Source organism: Kribbella sp. NBC_01245 (assembly GCF_036226525.1).
GTDB lineage: Bacteria > Actinomycetota > Actinomycetes > Propionibacteriales > Kribbellaceae > Kribbella.
In genome coordinates, this window is record NZ_CP108487.1 from 1,242,640 (window position 1) to 1,267,480 (window position 24,841).

Genomic DNA, 24,841 nt, shown 5'->3' on the forward strand with positions numbered 1-24,841 from the left:
GTTAGGAAACGTCCTCCAAAGCCGCCACGATCGCGGGTGGCAGAGCGAGCTCCTCCACCCCGAGCACCGACTTCAACTGCATCGCCGTCCGGGCCCCGACGATCGGCGCGGTCACCCCCGGGCGGTCCCGCACCCACGTCAGCGCCACCTCCAACGGTGACCAGCCCAGCCCGTCCGCGGCCCGTGCCACCGCCTCCACGATGCCCGAACCACGCGCATCCAGGTAGGGGTCGACGAATCTGGACAAATGCTGGGACGCCGCGCGCGAGTCCGCCGGAATCCCGGTGCGGTACTTCCCGGTCAGCACACCCCGCCCGAGCGGCGACCACGCGAGCACCCCGATGCCGAGCCCGGCCGCCGCGCGGATCGTGTCCGACTCGGCGTCCCGGGCCAGCAGGGAATACTCCACCTGGTTGGAGACCGGTACGGCGCGACCGGGCCACGCCTGTTGCCAGGTGACGGCCCGAGCCGACTTCCAACCAGCGTAGTTGGAGACACCGACATAACGGACCTTGCCGGAGTTGACTGCCGCATCGAGCGCCGAAAGCGTCTCCTCCAGCGGCACGTCGTCGGACCAGGTGTGCAGCTGCCAGAGGTCGACGTACTCCACATTGAGCCGGCGCAGCGAGCCCTCGAGATCGCGCAGCAACGCACCCCGCGAGGTGTCGGTGATGCGCTCACCGCGGCGGATGCTGAACCCGGCCTTGGTCGCGATCACCAGGTCGTCGCGATGCACGACATCCCCAAGTAGTGACCCGAGCAGGCGCTCGCTGTCACCATCGCCGTACGCCGCGGCGGTGTCGACGAGCGTGCCGCCCGCGGAGACGAAGGCGGCGAGTTGCTCGCGGGCCTCGTGCTCGTCGGTGTCGCGGCCCCACGACATCGTGCCGAGGCCCAGTCTGCTCACCGCCAGACCGCTGTGACCCAGATAGCGCTGCTGCATGTCCCGAGCCTATTGCTCAGGTGTGGATCGGACTCGTTAGGCTCGCCTGTCATGCGACTCGGACTCAACATCGGCTTCGTGCTCGGTGGGCAGGATCACCAAGATCATCTGAAGCTGGTACGGGAGGCCGAGCAGCTCGGCTACTCCGTCGCCTGGGCCGCGGAGGCCTACGGCTCGGACGTACCAACCGTGCTGGCCTGGCTGGCGGCTCAGACCTCCACCATCGACGTCGGAGCGGCCGTGTTCCAGATTCCGGCGCGTACGCCGGCGATGACGGCCATGACCGCCGCGACCCTCGACACGCTCTCCGGCGGCCGCTTCCGGCTCGGACTGGGCGTAACCGGCCCACAGGTCTCAGAGGGCTGGCACGGCGTCCGCTTCGACAAGCCGCTCGCCCGCACCCGCGAGTACGTCGAGATCGTGAACGCCGCCATGCGCCGGGAGACGGTCGCGTACGACGGCAAGCACTTCACGCTGCCGCTGCCCGACGGGCCGGGTAAGGCGCTCAAGCTGTCGATCCACCCGGTCCGCGAGCATGTGCCGGTCTACCTGGCCGCGATCGGGCCCAAGAACCTCGAACTCGCCGGCGAGATCGCCGACGGCTGGCTCGGCATCTTCAACGATCCGTCCTACCTGGGAGAGCAGTTGTCGCAAATCACAGCGGGCCGCGCCAAAGCGGGCCGCTCCGACCTGGAAGGCTTCGACGTGGTGGCCTCCGTACCGACCGTGGTCGGCGATGATCTCGCCGCCTGTGCGGATCCGATCCGTGGGTATGCAGCGCTGTACGTCGGCGGCATGGGCAGTCGTGAGAAGAACTTCTACAACGCCTTGGCTGTGCGTATGGGGTATGCGGATGAGGCCAAGGAGGTACGGGAGTTGTACCTGGGGAAGCGCCATCGGGACGCGATGTCGGCGGTGCCGCAGAAGTTCATCGATTCGGTGTCGCTGCTGGGGCCGAAGGAGCGGATTGCCGAGAAGTTGTCGGCGTACGCCGAGGCGGGAGTGACGACGCTCACTGTGACGCCGTTCGAGTCCAGTGTGGATGGGCGGATCGCGACGCTGCGAACGGTGTCCGAGGCGCTCGACCTCGCCGGGATCGGTGACTGACAAGCCCATGTCGATCTGGGAAGCCATTGTCCTCGGCATTGTCGAAGGACTCACCGAGTTTCTGCCCGTTTCCAGCACTGGTCATTTGACCATTACGTCCAAGATTCTTGGGCAGCCGATTGATGATCCGTCGATTACCGCATTCACCGCGGTCATCCAGTCGGGCGCCATCGCCGCGGTCGTCCTGTTCTTCTGGTCCGACATCAAACGCATCGCGATCGCTTGGGTGCGGGGGTTGGCCAAGCCCGAACACCGCGGCGAGTTCGACCACCGCATGGGGTGGTACGTCATCGTCGGCTCGTTGCCGATCTGCGTGGTCGGATATGTGTTCCGCGATCTCATCTCGGGGGATCTGCGGAGCATGTGGTGGGTGGCCGGGTCGCTCATCGCCTGGTCGTTCGTGATGGTCGCGGCTGAGCGGTTGGGGAGCAAGAAGCGGCCGCTGGAGAAGATCACGTTCTTCGACTCACTGATGATGGGGCTGTTCCAGTGCCTCGCGCTGATCCCGGGTGTCTCTCGGTCGGGGGCGACGATTTCGACCGGGTTGTTCTGTGGGTTGGATCGGGTCGCGTCTACGAGGATGGCGTTCCTGCTGGGGATTCCGGCGTTGGTGGGGGCGGCGATCTTCGAGCTGCAGCACGCGCTTGACGGCGAGGTCGGGTTGATTCCGGTTCTGATCGGTACGGCGGTGAGCTTCGTCGTGGCGTACGCGTCGGTGGCATGGCTGCTCAAGTTCGTCCAGAAGCACAGCACGGAGATCTTCGCGTTCTACCGAATCTGCCTCGGCGTGGTGATCCTGATCCTGCTGGCTACTTCGACGATCACTGCTACGTAATCGTTGGGATTCGCCGCGAGGTGCCTTGTTGTGCGCGCCTTTGGCCGCTTCCGCGTGACCTCGATCGATGGCGCCAGCGGCAGGCGCTTGCGGTCTTCCTATTCCGAGGGTCGACCCTCGGAATGGGGAGTGGACTCGCGAAACTTGGAGGGTCGACCCCAAGGCCGGTTAGTTAGGCGGGTTGGTGGGCTGTCAGGGCGGTGGAGTGAGGATGTCGATGTTGATGGTGGCTTGGTAGGTGGTGCGGTTGGTGTTGGGTCCTTTGGCGGGGTATTTGGAGGTGGATCGTTTGACGGTGCGGGGGCCGAGGCGGGTTCGGCGTGGGGGTAGCAGGTTGGCCAGGACGAGTCGGCCGATGTGGCCGACGAGGTCGATTACGGTGCCGGCGATGACGCCGGTGGCTTGGATGAGTTGGTCGCGGGCGGCGTTGAGGGCGATGGTGAAGCTGGCCCGGTCGGGGTCGGTGCCGGGTTGGGTGTCGGTGGCGTCGGTCATGGCTTGGCGCAGGACCTGGTAGGTGATCAGGAGTGCGTAGACCTCTTGGGTGATGCCTTCAGGGGTGCGGGCGCGCAGGACGTGTCCGCCGAGGATGGTCGATTTGATCGCCAGGTAGGCCGACTCGATTTCCCAGCGCTGGTGGTAGAGCTTGACCAGGTCGATGGCCGGGTGGTTGCCGGGGTCGAGCAGGGTGGTGACGAGCCGGTAGGTGCCGGTGCGTCGGCCGTTGCTGGTGGCGATGGTGACCTCGGCCTCGATCACACGGACTGGAGTCGTATCCCACATCGACAGGTAGGAGCCATCGCGGTGGCGCTGCAGAACAGGGAGTTTGCGGTTGTCTTTGCAGCGGATCAGCAGGTCGGCGCCGGCGTCTGTGATCGCGGTGATGACCTGCCGGGCGGCGAAGTTCCGGTCGGCCAGCACGATCATCCCGCGGCGCAGGCTGCGGGCCAGTAGCGGCGGCGCATAGCGGGTTTCCCCGATCAGAGCTGACCCGAAGGCCGCGTCGATGATGGTGCGGGTGCCGCAACACACTACGACCATCAGCCGTAACAGCGGATAGCCCGATCCGCCGTGGCTGCCGGTCTGTTTGGTGAACACGCCCAGATTGGTGGCGGTGTCCGGCACGGTCATCGTGGTGCCGTCGATCGCGGTGACCAGCAGTCCCCGCCACCGCACCCCGGCAGCGGCGATCGGCGCGGACGGGCCACGGAGCAGGTCGAACAAGGCCTTCAACGGTGCAGCACCGAGTCGCCGCCGGGCATGGGTCAACGCGGCCGCGGTGGGTGTCGCGACGGTCAGGCCGTGCAGCCCGGCCACCAGCCGGTGCCACACCTGGCCATAGCCACGATCGCTGAACAGGCACCCCGCCAAGACCAGATACACCACCACCCGGGCCGGCAGATCACGCACCCGGGCCTGCGTCCTGCCAGTCTGGGCGAGAGCCTCATCGACCATCTCGAACGGAATGAACTGGGTCAACTCGCCCAGATGACCAGGCGCGAACGCACCCTCAGCCACCCTGATCGTGCGAGTAATGACAGACTGAACAGGCAGCGGAGCCTCACCGGTAGCTGGTTGTCTCGCGAGGACAAACCTGTCTACCCGCGGAGCTCCGCTGCTCGATGTCCAACACGCCCACCCAGTCCTGGGCAACCACCCGAAACGCCTAACTAACCGGCTTTGGGGTCGACCCCCCAATTGGGAGGCCGACCCTCGAAAGTCGGCGGCATCCGGTCCTCGCCGGCCGGGATCGGCTGAACGTAGAGGGTTAACCATCAAGATGGTGGGTTATCCCTTCTGATCTGCAGGGGTGACCCGCGATCTTGGGGGTTAGCCACTGAAATTCTGGGGTTCGGTCCGCATATATGTCACGCGAACCCGGGAATTCGGCCGCGGACCCGCGCCGGAGGCTAATCGACGGCCCGGCGGTCAGCCTCCCGAGCGGACTGGACGATTTTCGGGCCGGAAACGTCCACTCCGCTCGGGAAGTGGCGACGCAAACGGTCAGACCTCACCCGTCCAACTGATAGCCGGCGTGACCATTCGGAAAGAGGGCGCAGCAAGGTGGAGGGGTGGGCGTAGGAAGGTGAGGGGGCTGGGGTGGGGTTAGAGCCAGCCGGCGCGGCGGAAGGCGGCGTACATGGTGGTGCAGATGGTGGCCATGAGGGCGAGGATGATGAAGTAGCCGTAGTACCAGCGGAGTTCGGGCATGTTCTCGAAGTTCATGCCGTAGATGCCGGCGATCATGGTTGGCACGGCCGCGATGGCTACCCAGGCGGCGATTCGGCGCATGTCGTCGTTTTGCTGGACGGATACGCGGGCCAGGTGGGCGTTGAGGGCGGAGTTGAGGAGGGCGTCGAGGGCTTCTGTCTGGTCGGAAACCCGGATGACGTGGTCGACCACATCGCGGAAGAACGGGGCCGCTTCGGGGTCGATGCCGCGTACGTCGCCGTGGGCGAAGAGCTCCATCGGTTCGCGCAACGGCACGATCGCTCGCCGCATTTCGAGGACTTCGCGTTTGAGGGTGTAGATGCGTTCGGCGTCGCTGGTCCGGTCCTTCGAGAAGACCGAGGACTCGATCTCGTCCACGTCCACCTCGACCGAGGCGGCGACCGCTTCGTAGCCGTCGACGATCGAGTCGCAGACGGCCCACAGTACGGCGGGCGGGCCGTGGCCGAGGACGGACGCGCGCTCTTCGAGTTCCTGGCGGGCGGTGGCGAGGCCGCCGCCTTTGCCGTGGCGGACGGTCACGACGTACCGGTCGCCGACGAAGATGCTGACCTGGCCGGTTTCGACGGCGTCCTCGGCATCGACGTACCAGAGGGTTCGGAGCACGACCACCAGCGACTCGCCGTACCGCTCGATCTTGGGGCGTTGGTGCGGCTTCAACGCGTCCTCGACGGCCAGTTCGTGCAGGCCGAAGAGCTTCTGGACGGTGACGAGCTCTTCCGGGTTCGGCTCGTGCAGGCCGACCCAGCCGAAGCAGCCCTTGTGGTCGACGAGGGCTTGCGCGACGGTCTCCGGGGTACGCGGCAGCTCCTGCCGGACACCCTCGGCGTAGACCCCACAGTCGACGATCACACCCCGAGTCTGCCACTCGGGACTTGGCCGGACCGGATAACGTGCGCACATGCCCACGGTGATTCTGGTTCGGCACGGTCGCAGCGGTGCGAATACCTCCGGCATTCTGGCCGGGCGCAGTCCGGGGGTGAAGCTGGACGAGACCGGTCTGACCCAGGTCGCCGCCGTCGCCGAGCGCCTCGCCTCGCTGCCGCTGGCCGCGATCGTCACCTCGCCGCTCGATCGCTGCAAGCAGACTGCGGCCGCCATCGCGACAGCCCAAAAGCAGCAGGAGCAGCAGTTGCGTCCGGCAACCGACCGACGGCTGACCGAATGTGGGTACGGCGATTGGACCGGCAAGAAGATCTCGGCGTTGGCGAAGGATCCGCTCTGGTCCGTCGTCCAGCAGCACCCTTCGGCCGTCACCTTCCCGAACGGCGAGTCGATGCGGGGCATGCAGCAACGAGCCGTCGACGCCATCCGCGACCACGACGCGCGCCTTGCCGAGAGCCACGGCCACGACGCCGTCTGGGTGGCGGTGAGCCACGGCGACGTGATCAAGGCGATCGTCGCGGACGCGCTCGGTCAGCATCTGGACACGTTCCAGCGCATCGTCGTGGACACCGCCTCGACCACGATCATCACCTACACGCCGCACCGGCCATTCCTTGTCAGGCTCAACGACACCGGCTCGGAGCTGGCCTCGTTCGCTCCGAAACCCGCGAAGAAGAAGCCCACTCGGCGGGCATCGGATGCCGTCGTTGGCGGTCGGTAATAGGGTCTAAGCCATGGCGCGTGTTGTGCATTCGTACGACGACCCGGACAGGTTCGTCGCAGGTACCGTCGGGGAGCCCGGGGCCCGGACGTTCTTCCTCCAGGCCCGGACTGGTACCAGGCTGACTTCGGTCGCCTGTGAGAAGGAACAGGTGATGGCCCTCGCGGAGCGGCTCGATGTGATGCTGGACGAGGTCGCGCGCCGGTTCGACCGGGAGCCGAAACCGGTGACCGAGATCGACGACACCGATCCGCTGGAGCAGCCGATCGAGGAGGAGTTCCGGGCCGGCACCATGACGCTGGCCTGGGAGGCCGACGCCGAGCGGGTGGTGATCGAGGTGTTCGCGGTCACGGTGACCGGCGTCGATCCCGAGGCCGAGGACGCCGAGGCGTTGGTCGCGGCGGCGCTGGAGACGGAGGACGAGGGCGAGGTCTTCATCGTCCGGATCAGCGAGCAGCAGGCCCGGGCCTTCGCGCGCCGGGCCGTCGCCCTGGTCGCGGCCGGCCGGCCGAACTGCCCGTTCTGCGGTCGCCCGATCGATCCCGAAGGGCACATCTGTCCACGGGCCAACGGCTACCGGCGTCACGTCTGAGCCATGACGATGTTCGCCGCCACGAGCCTCGACCTCCTGCGTGACGGGGAGCTCTCCCTGCACGGCCGGCTCGTCACGGCCTCCAACGCCACCTTCCAGGGCACGCTGAGCCGCGGCGACGACACCGCCACGGTGGTCTACAAACCCGTCCGCGGGGAGAAGCCACTCTGGGACTTCCCCGACGGCACGCTGGCCCAACGGGAGTTCGCGGCGTACGTCGTGTCCGAGGCGCTCGGCTGGTCCGTCGTACCGCCGACCTTGTTGCGCGACGGGCCACTCGGCGAGGGCATGGTCCAGCTTTGGGTGGACGAGGCCGAGCCGACCGAGGACCGGACCGAATTGGTCGACATCGTGCCGCAGGGCCAGGTGCCGCCGGGTTGGCTTGGCGTGCTGGATGCGCTCGACGGCCGGCACAACCCGGTGACCCTGGTGCACGCCGATACCGTCGAGCTGCGCCGGATGGCCGTGTTCGATGCCGTGGTCAACAACGCGGATCGCAAGGGCGGGCACGTGCTCGATGCCCAGGGCAAGGGTGTGTTCGGCGTCGACCATGGCGTCACCTTCAACGCCGACGACAAGCTGCGCACGGTGTTGTGGGGCTGGGCCGGGTCCGAGGTGCCGCGGGAGTTGCTCGACGACGTCCAGCGCCTAGCGGACGAGCTCGCGGGCGGACTTGGCGCCGAGCTCAGGCAGCTCATCACCGGCATCGAGCTGACCGCCACCCTCGAGCGCTGCCACGCACTGGTGCGGACCGGCAAGTTCCCGCTGCCCAGCGAGGACTGGCCCGCCATTCCTTGGCCAGCCTTCTAAAACCCGACGCACTTTAGCCCGGACCGCGGTGAGCGTGTGATGCTGCTCATGTTCCGAGATGCCCGCGGTGAAGCGCTTCAGCGCACTGGATAGGCTCCATCTCATGCAGGCGTGGGCTGAACCAGAGATCCCGGAAGTTCCCGGCCAGGCGCGGGTGCTGCGCCTGTTCGACACGGCCTCGAACGGGCTGGTCGAGGTGAGCCCGGTCGGCGACGACCCGGCCCGGATGTACGTCTGCGGCATCACGCCGTACGACGCGACGCATATGGGCCATGCCGCCACATACGTCACGTTCGACCTGATCGGGCGGATGTGGCGCGACGCCGGCCACCAAGTCAGCTACACGCAGAACATCACCGACGTGGACGACCCGCTGCTCGAACGTGCCACGGCCACCGGCGTCGAGTGGACCGACCTGGCCAGCCGGGAGATCGACCTGTTCCGCGAGGACATGACCGCGCTCCGGGTCATCCCGCCGCAGGCGTACATCGGTGCCGTCGAAGCCATCCCGCTCGTCATCGACATGATCGTCGACCTCCAGAAGGCGGACGCCGTCTACGAGGTCGACGGCGATCTGTACTTCGCGGTGAAGGCGGATCCGACTTTCGGCGGCGTGTCAGGGTTCGACGCCGAGACGATGCGGGCGCTGTTCGGCGAGCGCGGGGGAGACCCCGACCGCGAGGGCAAGCGGGACCCGCTGGACTGTCTGGTCTGGCAGCTCGAGCGTCCGGGTGAGCCCGCGTGGGACTCGCCGTTCGGGCGCGGCCGGCCGGGTTGGCACGTCGAGTGCTCTGCGATCGCCCTGAAGTACCTGGGGATGACCGTCGACATCCAGGGTGGCGGCTCGGATCTGGTCTTCCCGCACCACGAGATGTCGGCGTCCGAGGCGCAGGTGGCGACGGGGGAGCACCCGTTCGCCCGGGCGTACGTGCACCAGGCGATGGTCGGGCTCGACGGCGAGAAGATGTCGAAGTCCAAGGGCAATCTCGTGCTGGTCTCGAAGACGCGCAAGGCCGGCGTGGACCCGATGGCGATCCGGCTGGTGCTGCTCGCGCATCACTACCGGACGGACTGGTTCTGGACCGAGGACGACCTGACCGCGGCCCAGGAGCGGCTCGACGTGTGGCGTGGCGCGATCACTCGCGGTACGGCGGCTGAGGCCGCGCCGGTCATCGACGCCATCCGCGCGGCGCTGGCCGAGGACCTGGACACCGCGAAGGCGCTCGCGGCCGTCGACGCGTGGGCCGAGTCGAACGGCGACGACCCGTCCGCCGCCGCCGACGTGGCGATCGCCGTCGACGCTCTCCTCGGCGTACGGCTGTAAATCAGCTGTCGGGGCGGTCTGTGTTGCGTCGGCGGAGGTAGCGCTCGAATTCGGCGGCGATGGCGTCACCGCTGGCCTCGGGCAGATCGGTCGTATCGCGCTGCTCCTCGAGCGACTGCACGTACTCCGCGACCTCGGGGTCTTCCTCGCTGAGCTCGTCGGCGCCACGCTGCCACGCACGAGCCATCTCCGGCAGATCGCCCTCGGGAATCGCGAGATCGGTCAACGCCTCGACCTTGCCGAGCAACGCGAGCGTCGCCTTCGGGCACGGGCTACCCGCGATGTAGTGCGGGATCGCCGCCCACACGGACACGGACGGGATGCCCAGCGAGCTGCAGGCGTCGGAGAACACGCCGGTGATGCCGGTCGGCCCCTCGTACTTCGACGGCTCCAGGCTCCACGCGGTCGCGAGCTCGGTATCCGTGGTGGTGGCGCTGACCGGGATCGGCCGGGTGTGCGGCGAGTCGGCCAGCAGCGCACCGAGCACGACGACCAGCTGGGCGTCCGCGTCGTCGACCATGGCCAGCAGCTCGTTGCAGAACCCACGCCAGCGCATGTTCGGCTCGATACCGCGGATGAGCACGATGTCGCGGCCCGCGCCCTCCGGCTTCGCGACATACACCCTCGTGGTCGGCCAGGTCAGCGCGCGCTCGCCGGCCTCGTCGAAACCGACGCTGGGGCGATTGACCTGGAAGTCGTAGTAGTCCTCGGGATCCACCTCCGCGATGAGCTCGGCGTCCCACTCGTCGATCAGGTGGTCGACAGCGCCGGTGGCGGCCTCGGCCGCGTCGTTCCAGCCCTCGAATGCGGCGATCACCAACGGGTTGTTCAGTTCGCCCAGATCCGGCACCGGACATCCCCTCCTTCTCGTGATCGAGCCTGCAATCCATTCATCTGGCGTCCAGCCTAGCCGCGGCCACCCCCACTTCGGAGTTTGAGACGAGTGACCGGATGTCGGAATATGGACGTGGAACTGAGAGACTTCAGTGATCCACTAGTCGTTCCCCTAATGCTGGAGGTAGTTGTGCCCGATCGTCCCGACCTTCGCCAGGTGCTCAAAGAGCGCGTAGTCGTGGCGGACGGAGCGATGGGCACGATGTTGCAGGCCTATGACCTGAGCCTGGACGAGTTCCAGGGTCACGAGGGTTGTAACGAGATCCTCAGCATCACCCGGCCGGACGTCGTGCGCGCCATCCACAAGGCGTACTTCGACGTCGGCGTGGACGCCGTCGAGACGAACACCTTCGGCGCCAACTTCGCCAACCTCGGGGAGTACGGGATCTCCGACCGGATCTACGAGCTGAGCGAGGCGGGCGCGCGCCTGGCCCGTGAGGCCGCCGACGAGGCCTCGACGCCGGACCAGCCGCGGTTCGTGCTCGGCAGTGTCGGGCCGGGCACGAAGCTGCCGACGCTCGGTCACACCACCTTCGAGATCCTGCGCGACGCCTACGCGGAGAACGTGCGCGGTCTGGTCGACGGTGGCGCCGACGCGGTCATCATCGAGACCACCCAGGATCTGCTGCAGACCAAGGCGAGCGTGATCGGCGCGAAGCACGCGCTGGCCGCGGCCGACTCGACCATCCCGATCATCGTCTCGGTCACCGTCGAGACCACCGGCACGATGCTGCTCGGCAGTGAGATCGGCGCCGCCCTGACCGCGCTGGAGCCGCTCGGCATCGACCTGATCGGCCTGAACTGTGCCACCGGGCCGAAGGAGATGAGCGAGCACCTGCGCTATCTCTCTCGGCACTCGACCATCCCGCTCGCCTGTATGCCGAATGCGGGTCTGCCGCAGCTCACCGCCGACGGCGCTTACTACCCGCTGACGCCGGAGGAGCTGGCCGACGCGCACGAGACCTTCGTCGAGTCGTACGGCTTGTCCCTGGTCGGCGGCTGTTGCGGTACGACGCCGGAGCACCTCCGCCAGGTCGTCGAGCGGGTCGGCGGGCGTGCCTCCAAGGTGCGCGAGCCGAAGCCCGAGGCCGGAGTGGCGTCGCTCTACCAAACGGTGCCCTTCCGCCAGGACACGTCGTACCTGTCGATCGGTGAGCGCACCAACGCGAACGGGTCGAAGGCCTTCAAGGAGGCCATGCTCGCCGAGGACTGGGAGGGCTGCGTAGAGATCGCGCGCGCCCAGATCCGCGACGGCGCGCACCTGCTGGACCTCTGCGTCGACTACGTCGGCCGGGACGGCGTGGCGGATATGAAGCAGATCGCGAGCCGCCTCGCGACGGCGTCGACCCTGCCGATCGTGCTGGACTCGACCGAGCCGCAGGTGCTCGAGGCCGGTCTGGCCATGCTCGGCGGCCGTTGTGCGCTCAACTCGGTCAACTTCGAGGACGGCGAGGCGCCGGATTCGCGGTTCGCCAAGATCGCCGGTCTGGCCAAGGAGTACGGCGCTGCCGTGGTGGCGCTGACGATCGACGAGAGTGGCCAGGCGCGTACGGCGGAGACCAAGGTCGCGATCGCCGAGCGACTGCTGGAGACGCTCGAACGGGACTACGGGATCGCCGGTCACGACGTACTGATCGACACCTTGACCTTCACCCTGGCCACTGGTCAGGAGGAGTCGCGTCGCGACGGTATCGAGACGATCGAGGCCATTCGGCTGCTGAAGCAGCGCCGGCCGGATGTGCAGACCGTGCTCGGCCTGTCGAACATCTCGTTCGGCCTCAACCCGGCCGCGCGGCACGTGCTGAACTCGGTGTTCCTGCACGAGTGCGTCCAGGCCGGGCTCGATTCGGCCATCGTGCACGCGAGCCGGATCATGCCGATGTCGAAGATCGCCGACGACCAGCGCGAAGCGGCGCTCGACCTGATCTACGACCGCCGGCGCGAGGGGTACGACCCGCTGCAGCACCTGCTGGAGCTGTTCGACGGCGTCAAGTCGGCCGACGTCAAGGCGAGCAAGCTGCAGGAGCTGCTCGACATGCCGGTCGATGAGCGCCTGAGGCAACGAATCATCGACGGCGAGCGCAACGGCGTCGAGGCCGACCTGGACGAGTCGATGGCGGCAGGCAAGAAGGCGCTGCAGATCATCAACGAGGACCTGCTCGAAGGCATGAAGGTCGTTGGCGAGCTGTTCGGTTCGGGCCAGATGCAGCTGCCGTTCGTGCTGCAGTCGGCCGAGGTGATGAAGACCTGCGTGGCCTATCTCGAACCGCACATGGAGAAGGTCGAAGGCGACGAGGGCAAGGGCACGATCGTGCTCGCCACGGTCAAGGGCGATGTGCACGACATCGGCAAGAACCTGGTCGACATCATCCTCACCAACAACGGCTACAGCGTGGTCAACCTCGGCATCAAGCAGCCGGTGAACGCGATCCTCGAGGCCGCCGAGGAGAACAAGGCCGACGTGATCGGCATGTCCGGGCTGCTGGTGAAGTCGACCGTGGTGATGAAGGAGAACCTCGAGGAGATGAACCAGCGCGGCCTCGCCCAGAAGTGGCCGGTCCTCCTCGGCGGCGCCGCCCTCACCCGGGCGTACGTCGAACAGGATCTGGGCAATCTCTTCGAAGGCGAAGTGCGGTACGCACGCGACGCGTTCGAGGGGTTGCGCCTGATGGACGCCGCGATGGCGGTCAAGCGCGGGGTGCCGGGCGCGAGCCTGCCCAAGCCGCGCGAGCGCCGGGTCCGCGCGACCACGAGCGTGCTGGACCTTCCGCTGGAGGAGGTCCCGGCCCGGTCCGACGTCGCACTGGACAACCCGATCCCGACGCCGCCGTTCTGGGGTGACCGGATCGTCAAGGGCATCCCGCTGGGGGAGTACTCGGGCTATCTCGACGAGCGCGCGACGTTCCTCGGCCAGTGGGGTCTGCGTGGCACCCGCGGCGACACCGGACCGTCGTACGACGAGTTGGTGGAGACGGAAGGACGGCCGCGGCTGCGGATGTGGATGGACCGGGTCAAGACGGACGGCATTCTCGAGGCGGCCGTGGTGTACGGCTACTGGCCCTGCTATTCCGAGGCGAACGAGCTGGTCGTGCTGGATCCGGCCGACAAGTCCACGGAGTTGCACCGGTTCGAGTTCCCCCGGCAGCGGCGCGATCGCTTCCTCTGCCTGTCGGACTTCTTCCGGCCGAAGGACTCGGGCGAGCTCGACGTGGTCGCGTTCCACCTGGTCACGATGGGGCCGAAGGTGGCGGAAGTGACCGGCGAGCTGTTCGCGAAGAACGCCTACCGGGAGTACCTCGAGCTGCACGGGCTGTCGGTTCAGCTGACCGAGGCGCTCGCGGAGTACTGGCACGCGCGGGTCCGCGACGAGCTCGGCTTTGGCAAGGATGACGGCGATCTGGACCGGATGTTGCGGGACCAGGAGTACCGGGGTTCGCGGTACTCGTTCGGCTATCCGGCCTGCCCCAATTTGGAGGACCGGGCAAAACTGGTGGACCTGTTGAAGCCGGAACGGATCGGGGTCGAGTTGTCCGAGGAACTGCAGTTGCATCCGGAGCAGTCCACCGACGCGCTGGTGGTGCACCACCCCGAGGCGAAGTACTTCAACGCCTCGTGACGGTCAAAGCGGTGCTCTGGGACATGGACGGCACCTTGGTCGACTCCGAGCCGATCTGGGGCCGGGTGCAGATCGAGGTGCTGGGTGAGCTCGGCGGACACTGGACCGACGAGGACAGCCTCAAGCTGATCGGGAGTTCGCTGCCGGACGCTTTGAAGGTCTGGCTCGCGGCCGTGCCGGAGGGCGCGATCGAGGCGGACGCGCTGGGCGAGCGGATCTACAGCGAGGTCGTGCGCGCGCTGAAGGAATCGGTCGTGTTCCGGCCCGGCGCGCGCGAGCTGCTGGAGGCCCTGCGGGATGAGGGCACACCGTGCGCGCTCGTCTCCGCGTCGTACCGGACCATGATCGACGCGGTGCTGTCGCATTTCCCGCCGGGATTGTTCGAGGTCGTGGTCGCGGGGGACGAGGTCGTGAACGGCAAACCGCATCCCGAGCCGTACCTCACCGCCGCGCGCGAGCTGGACGTCGATCCGGCCGACTGCGTGGTCATCGAGGACACCCTCAACGGCTCGGCGTCCGGCCTTGCCGCGGGCGCTTTCGTGGTCGCCGTACCGCAGTGGGTGCCGATCCCCACGGAACCGCGTCGAGTGGTTTTGGACACCCTCGCGGGCGTTACTCCAGACGACCTGCGCAAACTAGTGTCCTGAGTCAGAGGCTCGCACCCCATCTCCGGCGCCCAGGCACGCACCTCGCGGCGTTGTCGTCGGGTCACAATCGAAAAAGATTGCTCCCCTCCTCCGCCTTGCGATGCACGCACCTGGACACCGGAGCTGGGGCACGAACCTCTGACTCAGGACACTGGCTTTGGCGACCTAACCCCCGGGGCGGTAGCGTTCCGGGGTTGGGTGGTGTGCTTTGCGTGGGCTTCGAGAGGGTGGAATGGTGATTCTGGACAAGCGCCGTACCGTGGCGATCACGGCGGCGGGTGTTCTGGCGGTGAGCCTGAGCGCTTGTGCCCAGGGTGGTACCACGGGCAGCACCACGAAGGACGTGACCATCCGGGTCGCGACCGCCGAGGGCGTCACCGCACTCGACCCGGCCGGGGCGTACGACACCGGCTCGCGGACGGTGCACGCGAACATCTACCAGACCCTGCTGACCATCATCCCGGGCAAGGCGACGCCCGTGCCGGATGCGGCCGACTGCCAGTTCGACACCCCCACGACGTACACCTGCACCCTGAAGTCCAAGCTGACCTTCCACAACGATCACGACCTGCGCGCGTCCGATGTGAAGTTCTCGTTCGACCGGATGGTCAAGATCAAGGACCCGCAGGGCCCGTCGGCGTTGTTCGCGACCCTCGGCAACGTCCAGGTCGTCGATGAGGTCACGGTCACGTTCAACCTCAAGCGCGCCGACGCCACCTTCCCGTACCTGCTCACCACGACGGCCGCCGCGATCGTCGACGAGCAGGTCTTCCCGAAGGACAAGCTGCTGCCCGATACGAAGGTCGTCGGCAGCGGCCCGTACCGCCTCACGTCGTACAAGCCGGGCGAAAGTGCCGTGCTGGAGAAGTTCGCCGACTATCACGGGGTGCGTCCGCCGGAGAACAACCGCGTCGACATCAAGTGGTACAAGGCTTCCGCCGACGTCAAGCAGGCCCTCACGAACGGATCCGCCGACGTCGGTTTCCGGGGGATCGGCCCGCAGGACCTGAAGACCCTGCGCGATACCGACAGCCTCCAGGTGGTCGAGGGGGACGCGGCCGAGATCCGCGCGTTCGCCTTCCACTTCAAGTCGGCCATCGTCAAGAAGACACCGGTACGACGTGCCGTCGCGCAGCTGATCGATCGCGCGACCATCACCAAAAAGGTGTACGACGGTCAGGTGACGCCGTTGTTCTCGTTGATGCCGACCGGCTTCGGCGGGCACACCGAGTCCTTCAAGAATGAGTACAAGGAGCCGTCGCGGGCGAAGGCGGCCGCCATCCTCGCGGAGGGCGGTATTGCGGCACCGGTGACGCTCACCCTCGGCTACACCCCGACCCACTTCGGTGGTTCGGCGGGCGCGGAGGCGGCTGAGGTCAAGCGCCAGCTCGAGGCGTCCGGCCTGTTCAAGGTGACGTTGAAGAGCGCGCCCTGGCCGCAGTTCCAGCAGCAGGCCCGCGCCGGGACGTACGACCTGTTCCACCTCGGCTGGGTGCCGGACTTCCCGGACGGTGACAACTTCCTCGCGCCGTTCCTGAAGGACGGCGGGTTCTACCAGAACGGCTACAAGTCGCAGCTGGCGAACCGGCTGATCGAGCTCGAGGTCGGCTCGCAGAACAACGTCGACCGCGACTCCACCTTCCGCGATCTGCAGACGCTGGTCGCCAACGACGTACCGGCCATCCCGATCTGGCAGGGCCGCATGAGCGTCGTAGCGGGCAAGGACGTCAAGAACGTCCTGGAGACCCTCAACCCGCTCTTCTACTTCTACTACTCCTACCTGACGAAGTAGCTCCCGCCTGACCCCTTGGCGGGACACGCTTGCAATGTCGTCGTTACCGTCTGCGAGGGGCGTGCGACGCTACGTTGAGTAGTTGATGGTGCCGCGATACCAGGAAGATTTCCCGCGTATCACGATCGGGCAACGCACTCTTCCGGCGTTTGACGCGGGCATCGTCTGAGCGGCAGGTTAAGGCGGCAGCAATCGGCGATGTTCAATGACGAACAGGCAGGGGTGTCCATCGCGTGACCACACCACTCGAGGTCTCACCCGAGGCGGCAACGGCGGATCCCGAAGCCGTCCTGAAGGGTGTCGGCAAGATCGAGGGCCGCTCACTCGGGCAGATCGCCTGGATCAGGCTGAAGAGGGACAAGGTCGCGATCGCGGGAGCGGTCGTGGTGGTACTGCTCATCCTGATGGCCGTGTTCGCGCCGCTGATCGTGAACCTGCTCGGCTCACCGCCGAACGAGTTCCACCAGGACAAGATCGACACTCAAGGTGGCACGCTGGCCCCCTTGGGCAGGTTCGGGGGCATGAGCTCCGAGCACCTGATGGGGATCGAACCGCTGAACGGCCGGGACATCTTCAGCCGGGTCGTCTACGGCTCCCGGATCTCGCTGCTGATCGCGTTCTTCGCGACCCTGCTCTCGGTTTTCATCGGTACCACCATGGGCATCATCGCCGGCTTCTTCGGCGGCTGGGTGGACGCTGTGATCAGCCGGCTGATGGACGTCTTCCTGGCCTTCCCGCTGCTGGTCTTCGCGATCGCGCTCGCGGGTGTCGTACCGGACGACGCGTTCGGCCTCGGCGGTGACACGCTGCGCATCTCGGTGCTGGTGTTCGTGATCGGATTCTTCAACTGGCCGTACATCGGCCGGATCATCCGAGGTCAGACGCTGTCGCTGCGCGAACGCGAGTTCGTGGACGCGTCCCGCAGCCTCGGCGCGCGGAAGCCGTACATCCTGATCACCGAGCTGCTGCCGAACCTGATGGGTCCGATCCTCGTCTACGCGACGTTGCTGATCCCGACCAACATCCTCTTCGAGGCGGCGTTGTCCTTCCTCGGTGTCGGCGTCCGGCCGCCGACTGCCACCTGGGGTGGCATGCTCTCCGACGCGGTGGCGTACTACACGATGCCGCACTTCATGTTCTGGCCTGGCATGGCGATCTTCATCACCGTGCTGGCCTTCAATCTGTTCGGTGACGGGCTGCGCGATGCGCTCGATCCCCGGGCTCGGTGAAGCCACACGCACGCACGCAGGACCTGCTGCTGTTGTAGCTCGTTACTAGAAGGGGTGTACCCGCACAATGACGAAGAATCGATTGAGACTCGCGGTGGCTGCCAGCGCAGCGCTCGCGCTTGTCCTTTCGGCCTGTGGTGGCGGAACGGACACGACCGGCGGAGGCGGTGGTGCGACCGAGGAGTTCAACGCGTCGCTCACCAAGGTGTTCAACCCTTCTGACAAGAAGGGCGGCATCATGAAGTTCGCCCACTCCGACCAGCTGGACACGGTCGACCCGGGCGAGACGTACTACGGCGTCTCCTGGAACTTCCTGCGTACCTACGGCCGTTCGCTGTTGATGTACAAGGTCGCACCCGGTGCCGAGAGCAACGAGTTGACCGGTGACCTGGCCGAGGGCCCGGGCGTGCCGTCCGACGGTGGCAAGACCTGGACCTACAAGCTGCGCGCGGGCGTGAAGTTCGAGGACGGCACTCCGGTGACCTCCAAGGACGTCAAGTACGCCGTACTGCGGTCCACGGACAAGGAGACCTTCCCGAACGGCCCGGCGTACTTCGAGGCGTTCCTGAACCTCCCCGCCGGCTACAAGGGCGTCTACAAGTCCAAGGGCGTCAACACGGACTCGGCGATCACCACGCCGGACGACCAGACGATCGTCTTCCACCTGAAGCAGGCCTTCGGCGGATTCGACTACATGGCCGCGCTGCCGCAGACGGTGCCGATTCCCGAGGCCAAGGACACGGGCGCGAAGTACAAGCAGCACGTGATCAGCTCCGGCCCGTACATGTTCGACAAGGTCGAAGAAGGCAAGGGTTACACCCTCAAGCGGAACCCGAACTGGGACCCCGCGACCGACCCGAACCGCAAGGCGCTGCCGGATGGTTACGAGGTCACGCTCAAGGTTGAGGGCAACGACCTCGACAACCGTTTGATCTCCGGTGACATCCACATCGACCTGGCCGGCACCGGTGTGCAGCCGGCCGCCCAGGGCAAGGTGCTGAGCGACCCGGAACTGAAGAAGCGCGCGGACAACCCGACCATCGCCCGCCTCTGGTACACCTCGATCAACCCGAAGGTGGCGCCGTTCGACAACATCGACTGCCGTAAGGCCGTCATGTACGCGGTCGACCAGACCGGCTACCAGACCGCCTACGGAGGCGCGTTCGCCGGTGGCGACCTGGCCACCACGATCATGCCGCCGATGATCGCCGGCTACCAGAAGTTCGACCTGTACCCGAACGGCGCCGACCACAAGGGTGACATCGCGAAGGCCAAGGAGCACCTGACCGCTTGTGGTCAGCCGAACGGTTTCAGCACCAACATGGTGTACCGCTCGGACCGCGCCAAGGAGAAGGCGACCGCGGAGTCGATGAAGCAGTCGCTCGAGCGTGTTGGCATCAAGCTGACCCTGAAGGGCTACCCGGCGGGTGACTACTTCTCGCAGTACGCCGGCAACCCGCCGTTCATGCTCAAGAACAAGATCGGTCTGGCCACCAACGGCTGGGGCGCGGACTGGAACGACGGCTTCGGCTTCCTGTCGCAGATCGTCGACAGCCGGGTCATCCGGGACACCGGCGGTTCGTCGAACATCAGTGTTCGCGTTCCCGAGGTCGACAAGATGCTGGACGCGGCGGTCAGCGAGACCGACACGGCCAAGCGCGAGGCGGCCTGGGGCGCGATCGACAAGCGCGTGATGGAAGAGGCCGTGATCTACCCGGGCGTCTACGCCAAGAGCCTGGTGCTGCGTGGCAAGGGCGTCACGAACGTCTTCTACAACGAGGCGTTCGGCCAGTACGACTACATGGCCATGGGCCTGCAGTAGTCCGCAGCTCTTCCACCGCATCGATCCGTTAGGCAGGTGAGGGCGCATGGCACCCGGTCCGGGTAATCCCCGGACCGGGTGTCGACGCCAGCCATTGTGGTCACTTACATCTTGCGACGGTTGCTGGCCGCAATTGGTCTGCTCTTCGTCATCAGCGTCATCACCTTCTCGATCTTCTACCTGGTGCCGCGTCTCGCCGGTTCAACGCCGGAGACGATGGCCACCCGTTACGTCGGTCGCGCCGCCACCGAGTCGACCGTCAAGGCGACCGCGGAGAAGCTCGGCTTCTACGACCCCATCGCGGTCCAGTACTTCAACTGGGCCAAGGGCGTCGTCGTGGGCAAGGACTACGACTATGGCGCCGGTGTCGAGCGCTGCCCGGCGCCTTGTGTCGGCTACTCGTTCATCACCAAGCAGGCCGTCTGGCCGGAACTGCTGGACCGAATACCGGTGACCCTGTCGCTCGCGGTCGGCGCCGCCCTCATCTGGGTGGTCGGCGGTGTCGCGATCGGCGTGCTGTCCGCGCTGAGACGCGGCAGCTTCTGGGATCGCGCGGCGATGAGCGTGGCCCTGGCCGGCGTCTCCCTGCCGATCTTCTTCACCGGCCTGATCTGTCTGGCGTTCTTCAGCTATCAGTTGCAATGGACCAAACCCGGCGGAAGTTATACGCCGTTCCAGGACAACCCGATCGTCTGGGCTCAGTCGCTGACGTTGCCCTGGATCACGCTGGCCTTCCTGTTCTCCGCGCAGTACGCACGGATGACGCGTGCGGGCATGCTCGAGACGATGAACGAGGACTACATCCGGACCGCGCGCGCCAAGGGTCTGCCCGAGCGCACGGTCGTCGTCAGCCACGGTCTGCGGGCCGCGCTGACGCCGATCCTGACGATCTTCGGTCTGGACGTCGGCCTGCTACTCGGTGGTGCCGTACTGACCGAGAAGACCTTCTCGCTCAACGGCCTCGGCAAGTACGCCGTCGACGCCATCGTCGCGAACGACCTGCCGAAGATCCTCGGCGTCACCCTGGTCGCGGCCTGCTTCATCGTCATCGCCAACCTGATCGTCGACCTGCTGTACGCCGTGGTCGACCCGAGAGTGCGGGCCTCATGAGCGAATCCTCAGCCTTCCTCGACGTTCGCGATCTGAAGGTTCACTTCAAGACCGACGACGGCATCGTCAAGTCGGTCGACGGGTTGTCGTTCCAGCTGGAGCGCGGCAAGACGCTCGGCATCGTGGGCGAATCGGGCTCGGGCAAGAGCGTGACCAGCCTGTCGATCATGGGTCTGCACAAGCGTGGTTCGGCCCAGATCAGCGGCGAGGTGCTGCTGGACGGGATGGACCTGGTCAGCGCCAGCCCGGAGGAGGTCCGCCTGCTCCGCGGTAAGCGGATGGCGATGATCTTCCAGGACCCGTTGTCGGCGATGCACCCGTACTACACGGTCGGGCACCAGATCATCGAGGCCTACCGGGTGCACAACAAGGTGACCAAGCAGGTCGCCCGCAAGCACGCGATCGAGATGCTGGACCGGGTCGGCATCCCGCAGCCGGACAAGCGGATCGACGCCTACCCGCACCAGTTCTCCGGCGGGATGCGGCAGCGCGCGATGATCGCGATGGCGCTGTCCTGCGACCCGGAACTGCTGATCGCGGACGAGCCGACCACCGCGCTCGACGTCACGGTACAAGCGCAGATCCTGGACCTGATCCGGGATCTGCAGCAGGAGTTCAACTCGGCGGTCATCATCATCACCCATGACCTGGGTGTGGTGGCCGAGCTGGCCGACGACATCCAGGTGATGTACGCCGGTCGCGCGATCGAGTACGGCGCGGCGGAGGACATCTTCGACCGGCCGCAGCACCCCTACACTTGGGGGCTGCTCGGTTCGATGCCGCGAATCGACCGGGAGCGGACCGAACGGCTGATCCCGATCCAGGGCACGCCGCCGAGCCTGATCAACGTTCCGCCGGGTTGCGCCTTCAACCCGCGCTGCAACTATTCCGAACTGAATGGTGGCGCCAGCGAGACGGAACGGCCCGAACTGCTGGACGTCGGCGACGGTCACAAGGTGGCCTGCCACCTGAACGCCGCGCAACGCCAGCAGATCTGGGAAACCGACATCCTGCCGAAGTTGTGAGCGACGGAGCTGCTGTGACGACTGCCAACACCGAACCGGCCCCGGCGCCCGCTTCCGCGCGCGAAGACCTCCTGACGGTCACCGGACTGGTCAAGCATTTCCCGATCCGCAAGGGGCTGCTGCAACGCCAGACCGGCGCCGTACAGGCCGTGGACGGACTCGACTTCACTGTCGCGAAGGGCGAGACGCTCTCCCTGGTGGGGGAGTCCGGCTGCGGTAAGACCACCACCGGTCGCCTGCTGACCCGTCTGCTCGAGCCGACGGCCGGCAAGATCGTGTTCGAGGGCCGGGATATCACGCACCTGTCCGAGGGCAAGATGCGCCCGCTGCGTCGCGACGTACAGATGATCTTCCAGGACCCGTACGGCTCGCTGAACCCGCGCCACACGGTCGGCAAGATCGTCGGCGCGCCGTATCGGCTGCAGAAGGTCAAGACGGAGGGCGGCACGAAGAAGGCCGTCCAGGAACTGCTCGAGCTGGTCGGTCTGAGCCCGGAGCACTACAACCGCTACCCGCACGAGTTCTCGGGTGGTCAGCGGCAGCGCATCGGTATCGCCCGCACGCTCGCGCTACGGCCGAAGCTGATCGTGGCCGACGAGCCGGTCTCCGCGCTGGACGTGTCGATCCAGGCCCAGGTGGTGAACCTGCTGGAGGACCTGCAGAACGAGTTCGACCTGACGTACGTGATGATCGCGCACGACCTGTCCGTCGTCCGGCACGTCTCGGACCGGGTGGCGGTGATGTATCTCGGCAAGATCGTCGAGGTCGCCGACCGCGTCTCACTGTACGAGAAGCCGATGCATCCGTACACGCTCGCGCTGCTCTCCGCCGTACCGATCCCGGACACCAAGCGGAAGGCCAAGCGGGAGCGCATCCGTTTGCAGGGCGACGTACCGAGCCCGATCAACCCGCCGCCCGCCTGCCGCTTCCACACCCGGTGCTGGAAGGCGCAGGAGATCTGCAAGACGGTCGAGCCGCCGCTGCTCCAACTGGCTCCCGGCCACCAGGTCGCGTGCCACTTCCCGGAAAACCAGCCCGGCGAAAAGCCGATCGACGTCACCTGACGTACTGAAGGACCTTGGGCATCCCAAGGTCCTTCAGTACGTTCTGCCTCAGTTCAAGGTTTCGCCGGTGGGGGCGACGAAGGTGATCTTGGCGTCGTCCTCCTCGTACGGTGCGACCGCGGCGGCGCTGGTTTCGCAGTTGCGCATGGTGAGCGAGCAGGTGAGCAGGTCGAACGGCTTACCGGGGCTGCCTGCCAAAGCCACGAAGCGCTCGTAATCGAGCCACTGGGTTACGAACAGGTACTGGTGTCCCGGGTGGGAGATCGGTATCGCCTGCGTTTTCGACAGCCGGTAGATCATGACCTTGTCGCCTGATGCGGTGGAGAGTGAGGTGGCAGCGCTGCGATCGAGCTGAGGCTGGTGCCCGGGATAGGCAGGGCTGGTCGCCGCCGGATTCTTGCTCACCACGGTCGAGCCGTCCGGCCGGAGGACCGCGAAGGTACCGTGGACGACCGCCTCGACCGCTGATGCGGCCACTCCGGTGACGAAGTTGCTTTCACCGGCCGGAAGATTCACCCGGACGAGCCGGTCCGGCGCCACCCCGACGTAGACGTTGTCGCCGTCGACGGCCACCGTGCCGAGCGGCCCCAACTTGTGCGAGCCGTCCGTCGAGCGACTGGCGACCACCGTCTGCTGGGACCGGATCTTGCCGTCGGAGTTGGCGATGACCAGCGTCGGCTGATCCCGCTGCTCCATCCAGATCACGGTCTTGCCGTCGGCGCTGACCTCCAATCGGATGTGTTCGTTGCGGGACCCGATCTTCTTTGTGCTGGTGCCGTCGGTGAAGTAGACCTCGCGCTGACCATTGATGAAGAGGAAGCCGTCGTTGGTCTGGACGAAGGCCCGGATCTGGCCGGTGGTGACCTTGAACTCGTCTTTGCCGTAGTGAATGGTCCCGCGGTCCGCCCAGGACGGCACGTTCGTCGACGCGAAAGGGCCGGTCCGCACCGGCGAGGGGGTGGTGTGATGGGCGACGGGGGGCTCTCCTTGGTCCGGCCCGTCAACCGCGCCGACGAGCCCGACGCCGACCGTCGCCACCACCGCGGCGAGGGCGGCAACACCGGCTGCGCCGACGGCACGGCGCCGGCGGATCCGCTTGTTGCCAGTGGCAACGATGGCGTCCAGGTCGAGCGCGGGTGGTGCCTGGTGGTCGGCCTTTTCGGTCATCACGTTCTTCAGCAATCCGGTCATTCCGCGATCGCCACCCTTCCGATTCTGGGGCCCGTCAGTTGCAGTACGTCGACCCCAAGGCGTTCGCGGAGTCGTTTCAGGCCGTCGGACACCTGGCTCTTCACGGTGCCGACCGAGCAGTCGAGGATCTCCGCGGTCTGCGCCTCGGTCAGGTCCTCGTAGTAGCGCAACACGATCGCCGCCCGCTGCCGAGGCGCGAGCTTTTGCAACTCGTCCCATAGCCAAGCGCGCGAGGTGACGTCCTCCGCGTGGCCTAGGTGCTCCAGCTCCGGTACGTCATCCCGGGGGCGCTCGCCCTGCCAGGCCTTCCGCCGCCACCACCCGATCGCGGTGTTGGTGATCACTTTGCGGACGTACGCCTCGGCGTTGTCGGCACGCTGCACCCGGCCCCAGGCGACGTACGTCTTGGTCAGCGCCTCCTGCAGCAGATCCTCCGCGAGCCCGCGCTCACCGACCAACAGGTAGGCGTATCGGTACAAGGCAGGCGATCTCGCCCCCGCGAACTCCACGAAGCCGCTGGTATCCCGGCCACTTCTCATCTAGTCCTCCATGATGGCGGCGCCCCTGTTGGCCCCGTCATCCCCAGAGAGGTGCTGGCCCCTGCGAATGGTTGGGCGCCGAGTCTCCCATCTGCCCAGCTGAGCCCTCCTTTGGTCGGACGCCGAGGCCTGCCGGGGGTATTTGGGCCGGTGCTTTTGGTGGGGCACCCGTCCCCCTGAGTTCTTGCGAATTGTCAGGCCGGTCCGGGCCGCGTCAAGGGCTTCATCACCTGACGGTGACGCTGACGCGCCCTTGACCCGGCCCGAACCGGCCAAAGGCAGCGGGCTATCAGGGGGACGGGTGAGGTCTGCCCGTTCGCTACAAGCACTCCCGTTCACGGATGGCCAGCTGATGCCAAGCACGGATCGTCCGGGTGCCGCCCGCGCCCGGATCGGCCGGGTAATGCCGCGCTCGGGATGCCGGGTGATGCCAGGTTCGGATTGGGCGGGTGCTGCCACGCTCGGG

Annotated in this window: 20 protein-coding genes; 14 read left to right on the top strand and 6 right to left on the bottom strand. The window is 66.6% G+C overall.

Going from position 1 to position 24,841, the window contains the following annotated elements:
* Nucleotide 1 precedes the first annotated feature (1 nt).
* Nucleotides 2-943, bottom strand: a complete 942-nt coding sequence (locus OG394_RS05260) for an aldo/keto reductase (RefSeq protein WP_328993750.1) — start codon at nucleotides 941-943, stop codon at nucleotides 2-4.
* 51 nt (nucleotides 944-994) lie between these two features.
* Here OG394_RS05260 and OG394_RS05265 point away from each other — a divergent pair, with 51 nt between their 5' ends.
* Nucleotides 995-2,050, top strand: a complete 1,056-nt coding sequence (locus OG394_RS05265) for an LLM class F420-dependent oxidoreductase (protein WP_328993751.1) — start codon at nucleotides 995-997, stop codon at nucleotides 2,048-2,050.
* Nucleotides 2,051-2,057: 7 nt separating this feature from the next.
* The gene (locus tag OG394_RS05270) at nucleotides 2,058-2,885 is read left to right on the top strand and encodes an undecaprenyl-diphosphate phosphatase (RefSeq protein WP_328996801.1); all 828 of its coding nucleotides are present in this window, start codon (nucleotides 2,058-2,060) and stop codon (nucleotides 2,883-2,885) included.
* A 192-nt stretch (nucleotides 2,886-3,077) separates the two neighbouring features.
* On the opposite strand, the gene OG394_RS05275 is transcribed toward OG394_RS05270, so the two are convergent.
* Nucleotides 3,078-4,403, bottom strand: coding sequence for an IS4 family transposase (locus OG394_RS05275; protein WP_328988392.1), 1,326 nt, complete (start codon nucleotides 4,401-4,403; stop codon nucleotides 3,078-3,080).
* A gap of 588 nt (nucleotides 4,404-4,991) precedes the next feature.
* On the bottom strand, nucleotides 4,992-5,966 hold the full coding sequence (gene corA, locus OG394_RS05280) for a magnesium/cobalt transporter CorA (protein ID WP_328993752.1): 975 nt from the start codon (nucleotides 5,964-5,966) through the stop codon (nucleotides 4,992-4,994).
* A 49-nt stretch (nucleotides 5,967-6,015) separates the two neighbouring features.
* On the opposite strand from corA, the gene OG394_RS05285 reads away from it, so the two are divergent.
* The 4 genes from OG394_RS05285 to mshC all read left to right on the top strand — a co-directional run bounded on the left by OG394_RS05285 (nucleotide 6,016) and on the right by mshC (nucleotide 9,446).
* A complete protein-coding gene (locus OG394_RS05285) occupies nucleotides 6,016-6,720 on the top strand; it encodes a histidine phosphatase family protein (RefSeq protein WP_328993753.1) in 705 nt (234 codons plus the stop codon).
* Between the two features lie 13 nt (nucleotides 6,721-6,733).
* The gene (locus OG394_RS05290; protein WP_328993755.1) at nucleotides 6,734-7,312 is read left to right on the top strand and encodes a DUF3090 family protein; all 579 of its coding nucleotides are present in this window, start codon (nucleotides 6,734-6,736) and stop codon (nucleotides 7,310-7,312) included.
* A 3-nt stretch (nucleotides 7,313-7,315) separates the two neighbouring features.
* Nucleotides 7,316-8,122: an SCO1664 family protein gene (locus OG394_RS05295; protein WP_328993756.1), complete on the top strand. Its 807-nt coding sequence runs from the start codon at nucleotides 7,316-7,318 to the stop codon at nucleotides 8,120-8,122.
* Between the two features lie 103 nt (nucleotides 8,123-8,225).
* Entirely contained in the window at nucleotides 8,226-9,446 is a 1,221-nt protein-coding gene (mshC, locus tag OG394_RS05300) for a cysteine--1-D-myo-inosityl 2-amino-2-deoxy-alpha-D-glucopyranoside ligase (protein WP_328993758.1), read from the top strand.
* A gap of 1 nt (nucleotide 9,447) precedes the next feature.
* Here mshC and OG394_RS05305 read toward each other — a convergent pair whose 3' ends face one another.
* Nucleotides 9,448-10,296 carry a PAC2 family protein gene (locus OG394_RS05305; RefSeq protein WP_328993759.1) on the bottom strand — a complete coding sequence of 283 codons (849 nt, stop codon included), beginning with the start codon at nucleotides 10,294-10,296 and terminating at the stop codon, nucleotides 9,448-9,450.
* 159 nt (nucleotides 10,297-10,455) lie between these two features.
* Between OG394_RS05305 and metH the strand changes: the two genes are divergently transcribed.
* The 8 genes from metH to OG394_RS05345 all read left to right on the top strand — a co-directional run bounded on the left by metH (nucleotide 10,456) and on the right by OG394_RS05345 (nucleotide 22,645).
* On the top strand, nucleotides 10,456-13,956 hold the full coding sequence (gene metH / locus OG394_RS05310; RefSeq protein ID WP_442914298.1) for a methionine synthase: 3,501 nt from the start codon (nucleotides 10,456-10,458) through the stop codon (nucleotides 13,954-13,956).
* Nucleotides 13,953-14,603: an HAD family hydrolase gene (locus tag OG394_RS05315; RefSeq protein ID WP_328993761.1), complete on the top strand. Its 651-nt coding sequence runs from the start codon at nucleotides 13,953-13,955 to the stop codon at nucleotides 14,601-14,603. The genes metH and OG394_RS05315 overlap by 4 nt, the downstream gene beginning before the upstream one ends.
* A gap of 232 nt (nucleotides 14,604-14,835) precedes the next feature.
* Nucleotides 14,836-16,395, top strand: a complete 1,560-nt coding sequence (locus OG394_RS05320) for an ABC transporter substrate-binding protein (RefSeq protein WP_328993762.1) — start codon at nucleotides 14,836-14,838, stop codon at nucleotides 16,393-16,395.
* A gap of 233 nt (nucleotides 16,396-16,628) precedes the next feature.
* A complete protein-coding gene (locus tag OG394_RS05325) occupies nucleotides 16,629-17,624 on the top strand; it encodes an ABC transporter permease (RefSeq protein ID WP_328993763.1) in 996 nt (331 codons plus the stop codon).
* Nucleotides 17,625-17,718: 94 nt separating this feature from the next.
* A complete protein-coding gene (locus OG394_RS05330) occupies nucleotides 17,719-19,446 on the top strand; it encodes an ABC transporter substrate-binding protein (protein ID WP_328993764.1) in 1,728 nt (575 codons plus the stop codon).
* A 96-nt stretch (nucleotides 19,447-19,542) separates the two neighbouring features.
* Complete coding sequence (locus OG394_RS05335; protein WP_328993765.1) at nucleotides 19,543-20,556, top strand: ABC transporter permease; 1,014 nt, start codon at nucleotides 19,543-19,545, stop codon at nucleotides 20,554-20,556.
* On the top strand, nucleotides 20,553-21,581 hold the full coding sequence (locus tag OG394_RS05340) for an ABC transporter ATP-binding protein (protein ID WP_328993766.1): 1,029 nt from the start codon (nucleotides 20,553-20,555) through the stop codon (nucleotides 21,579-21,581). Before OG394_RS05335 ends, OG394_RS05340 begins: the two co-directional genes overlap by 4 nt.
* Before the next feature lie 14 nt (nucleotides 21,582-21,595).
* Nucleotides 21,596-22,645: an ABC transporter ATP-binding protein gene (locus OG394_RS05345; RefSeq protein WP_328993767.1), complete on the top strand. Its 1,050-nt coding sequence runs from the start codon at nucleotides 21,596-21,598 to the stop codon at nucleotides 22,643-22,645.
* A gap of 48 nt (nucleotides 22,646-22,693) precedes the next feature.
* Here OG394_RS05345 and OG394_RS05350 read toward each other — a convergent pair whose 3' ends face one another.
* Together OG394_RS05350 and OG394_RS05355 are read right to left on the bottom strand one after the other, a co-directional pair.
* A complete protein-coding gene (locus tag OG394_RS05350) occupies nucleotides 22,694-23,836 on the bottom strand; it encodes a hypothetical protein (RefSeq protein WP_328993769.1) in 1,143 nt (380 codons plus the stop codon).
* On the bottom strand, nucleotides 23,833-24,375 hold the full coding sequence (locus OG394_RS05355; protein WP_328993770.1) for a SigE family RNA polymerase sigma factor: 543 nt from the start codon (nucleotides 24,373-24,375) through the stop codon (nucleotides 23,833-23,835). The genes OG394_RS05350 and OG394_RS05355 overlap by 4 nt, the downstream gene beginning before the upstream one ends.
* Nucleotides 24,376-24,841 lie beyond the last annotated feature (466 nt).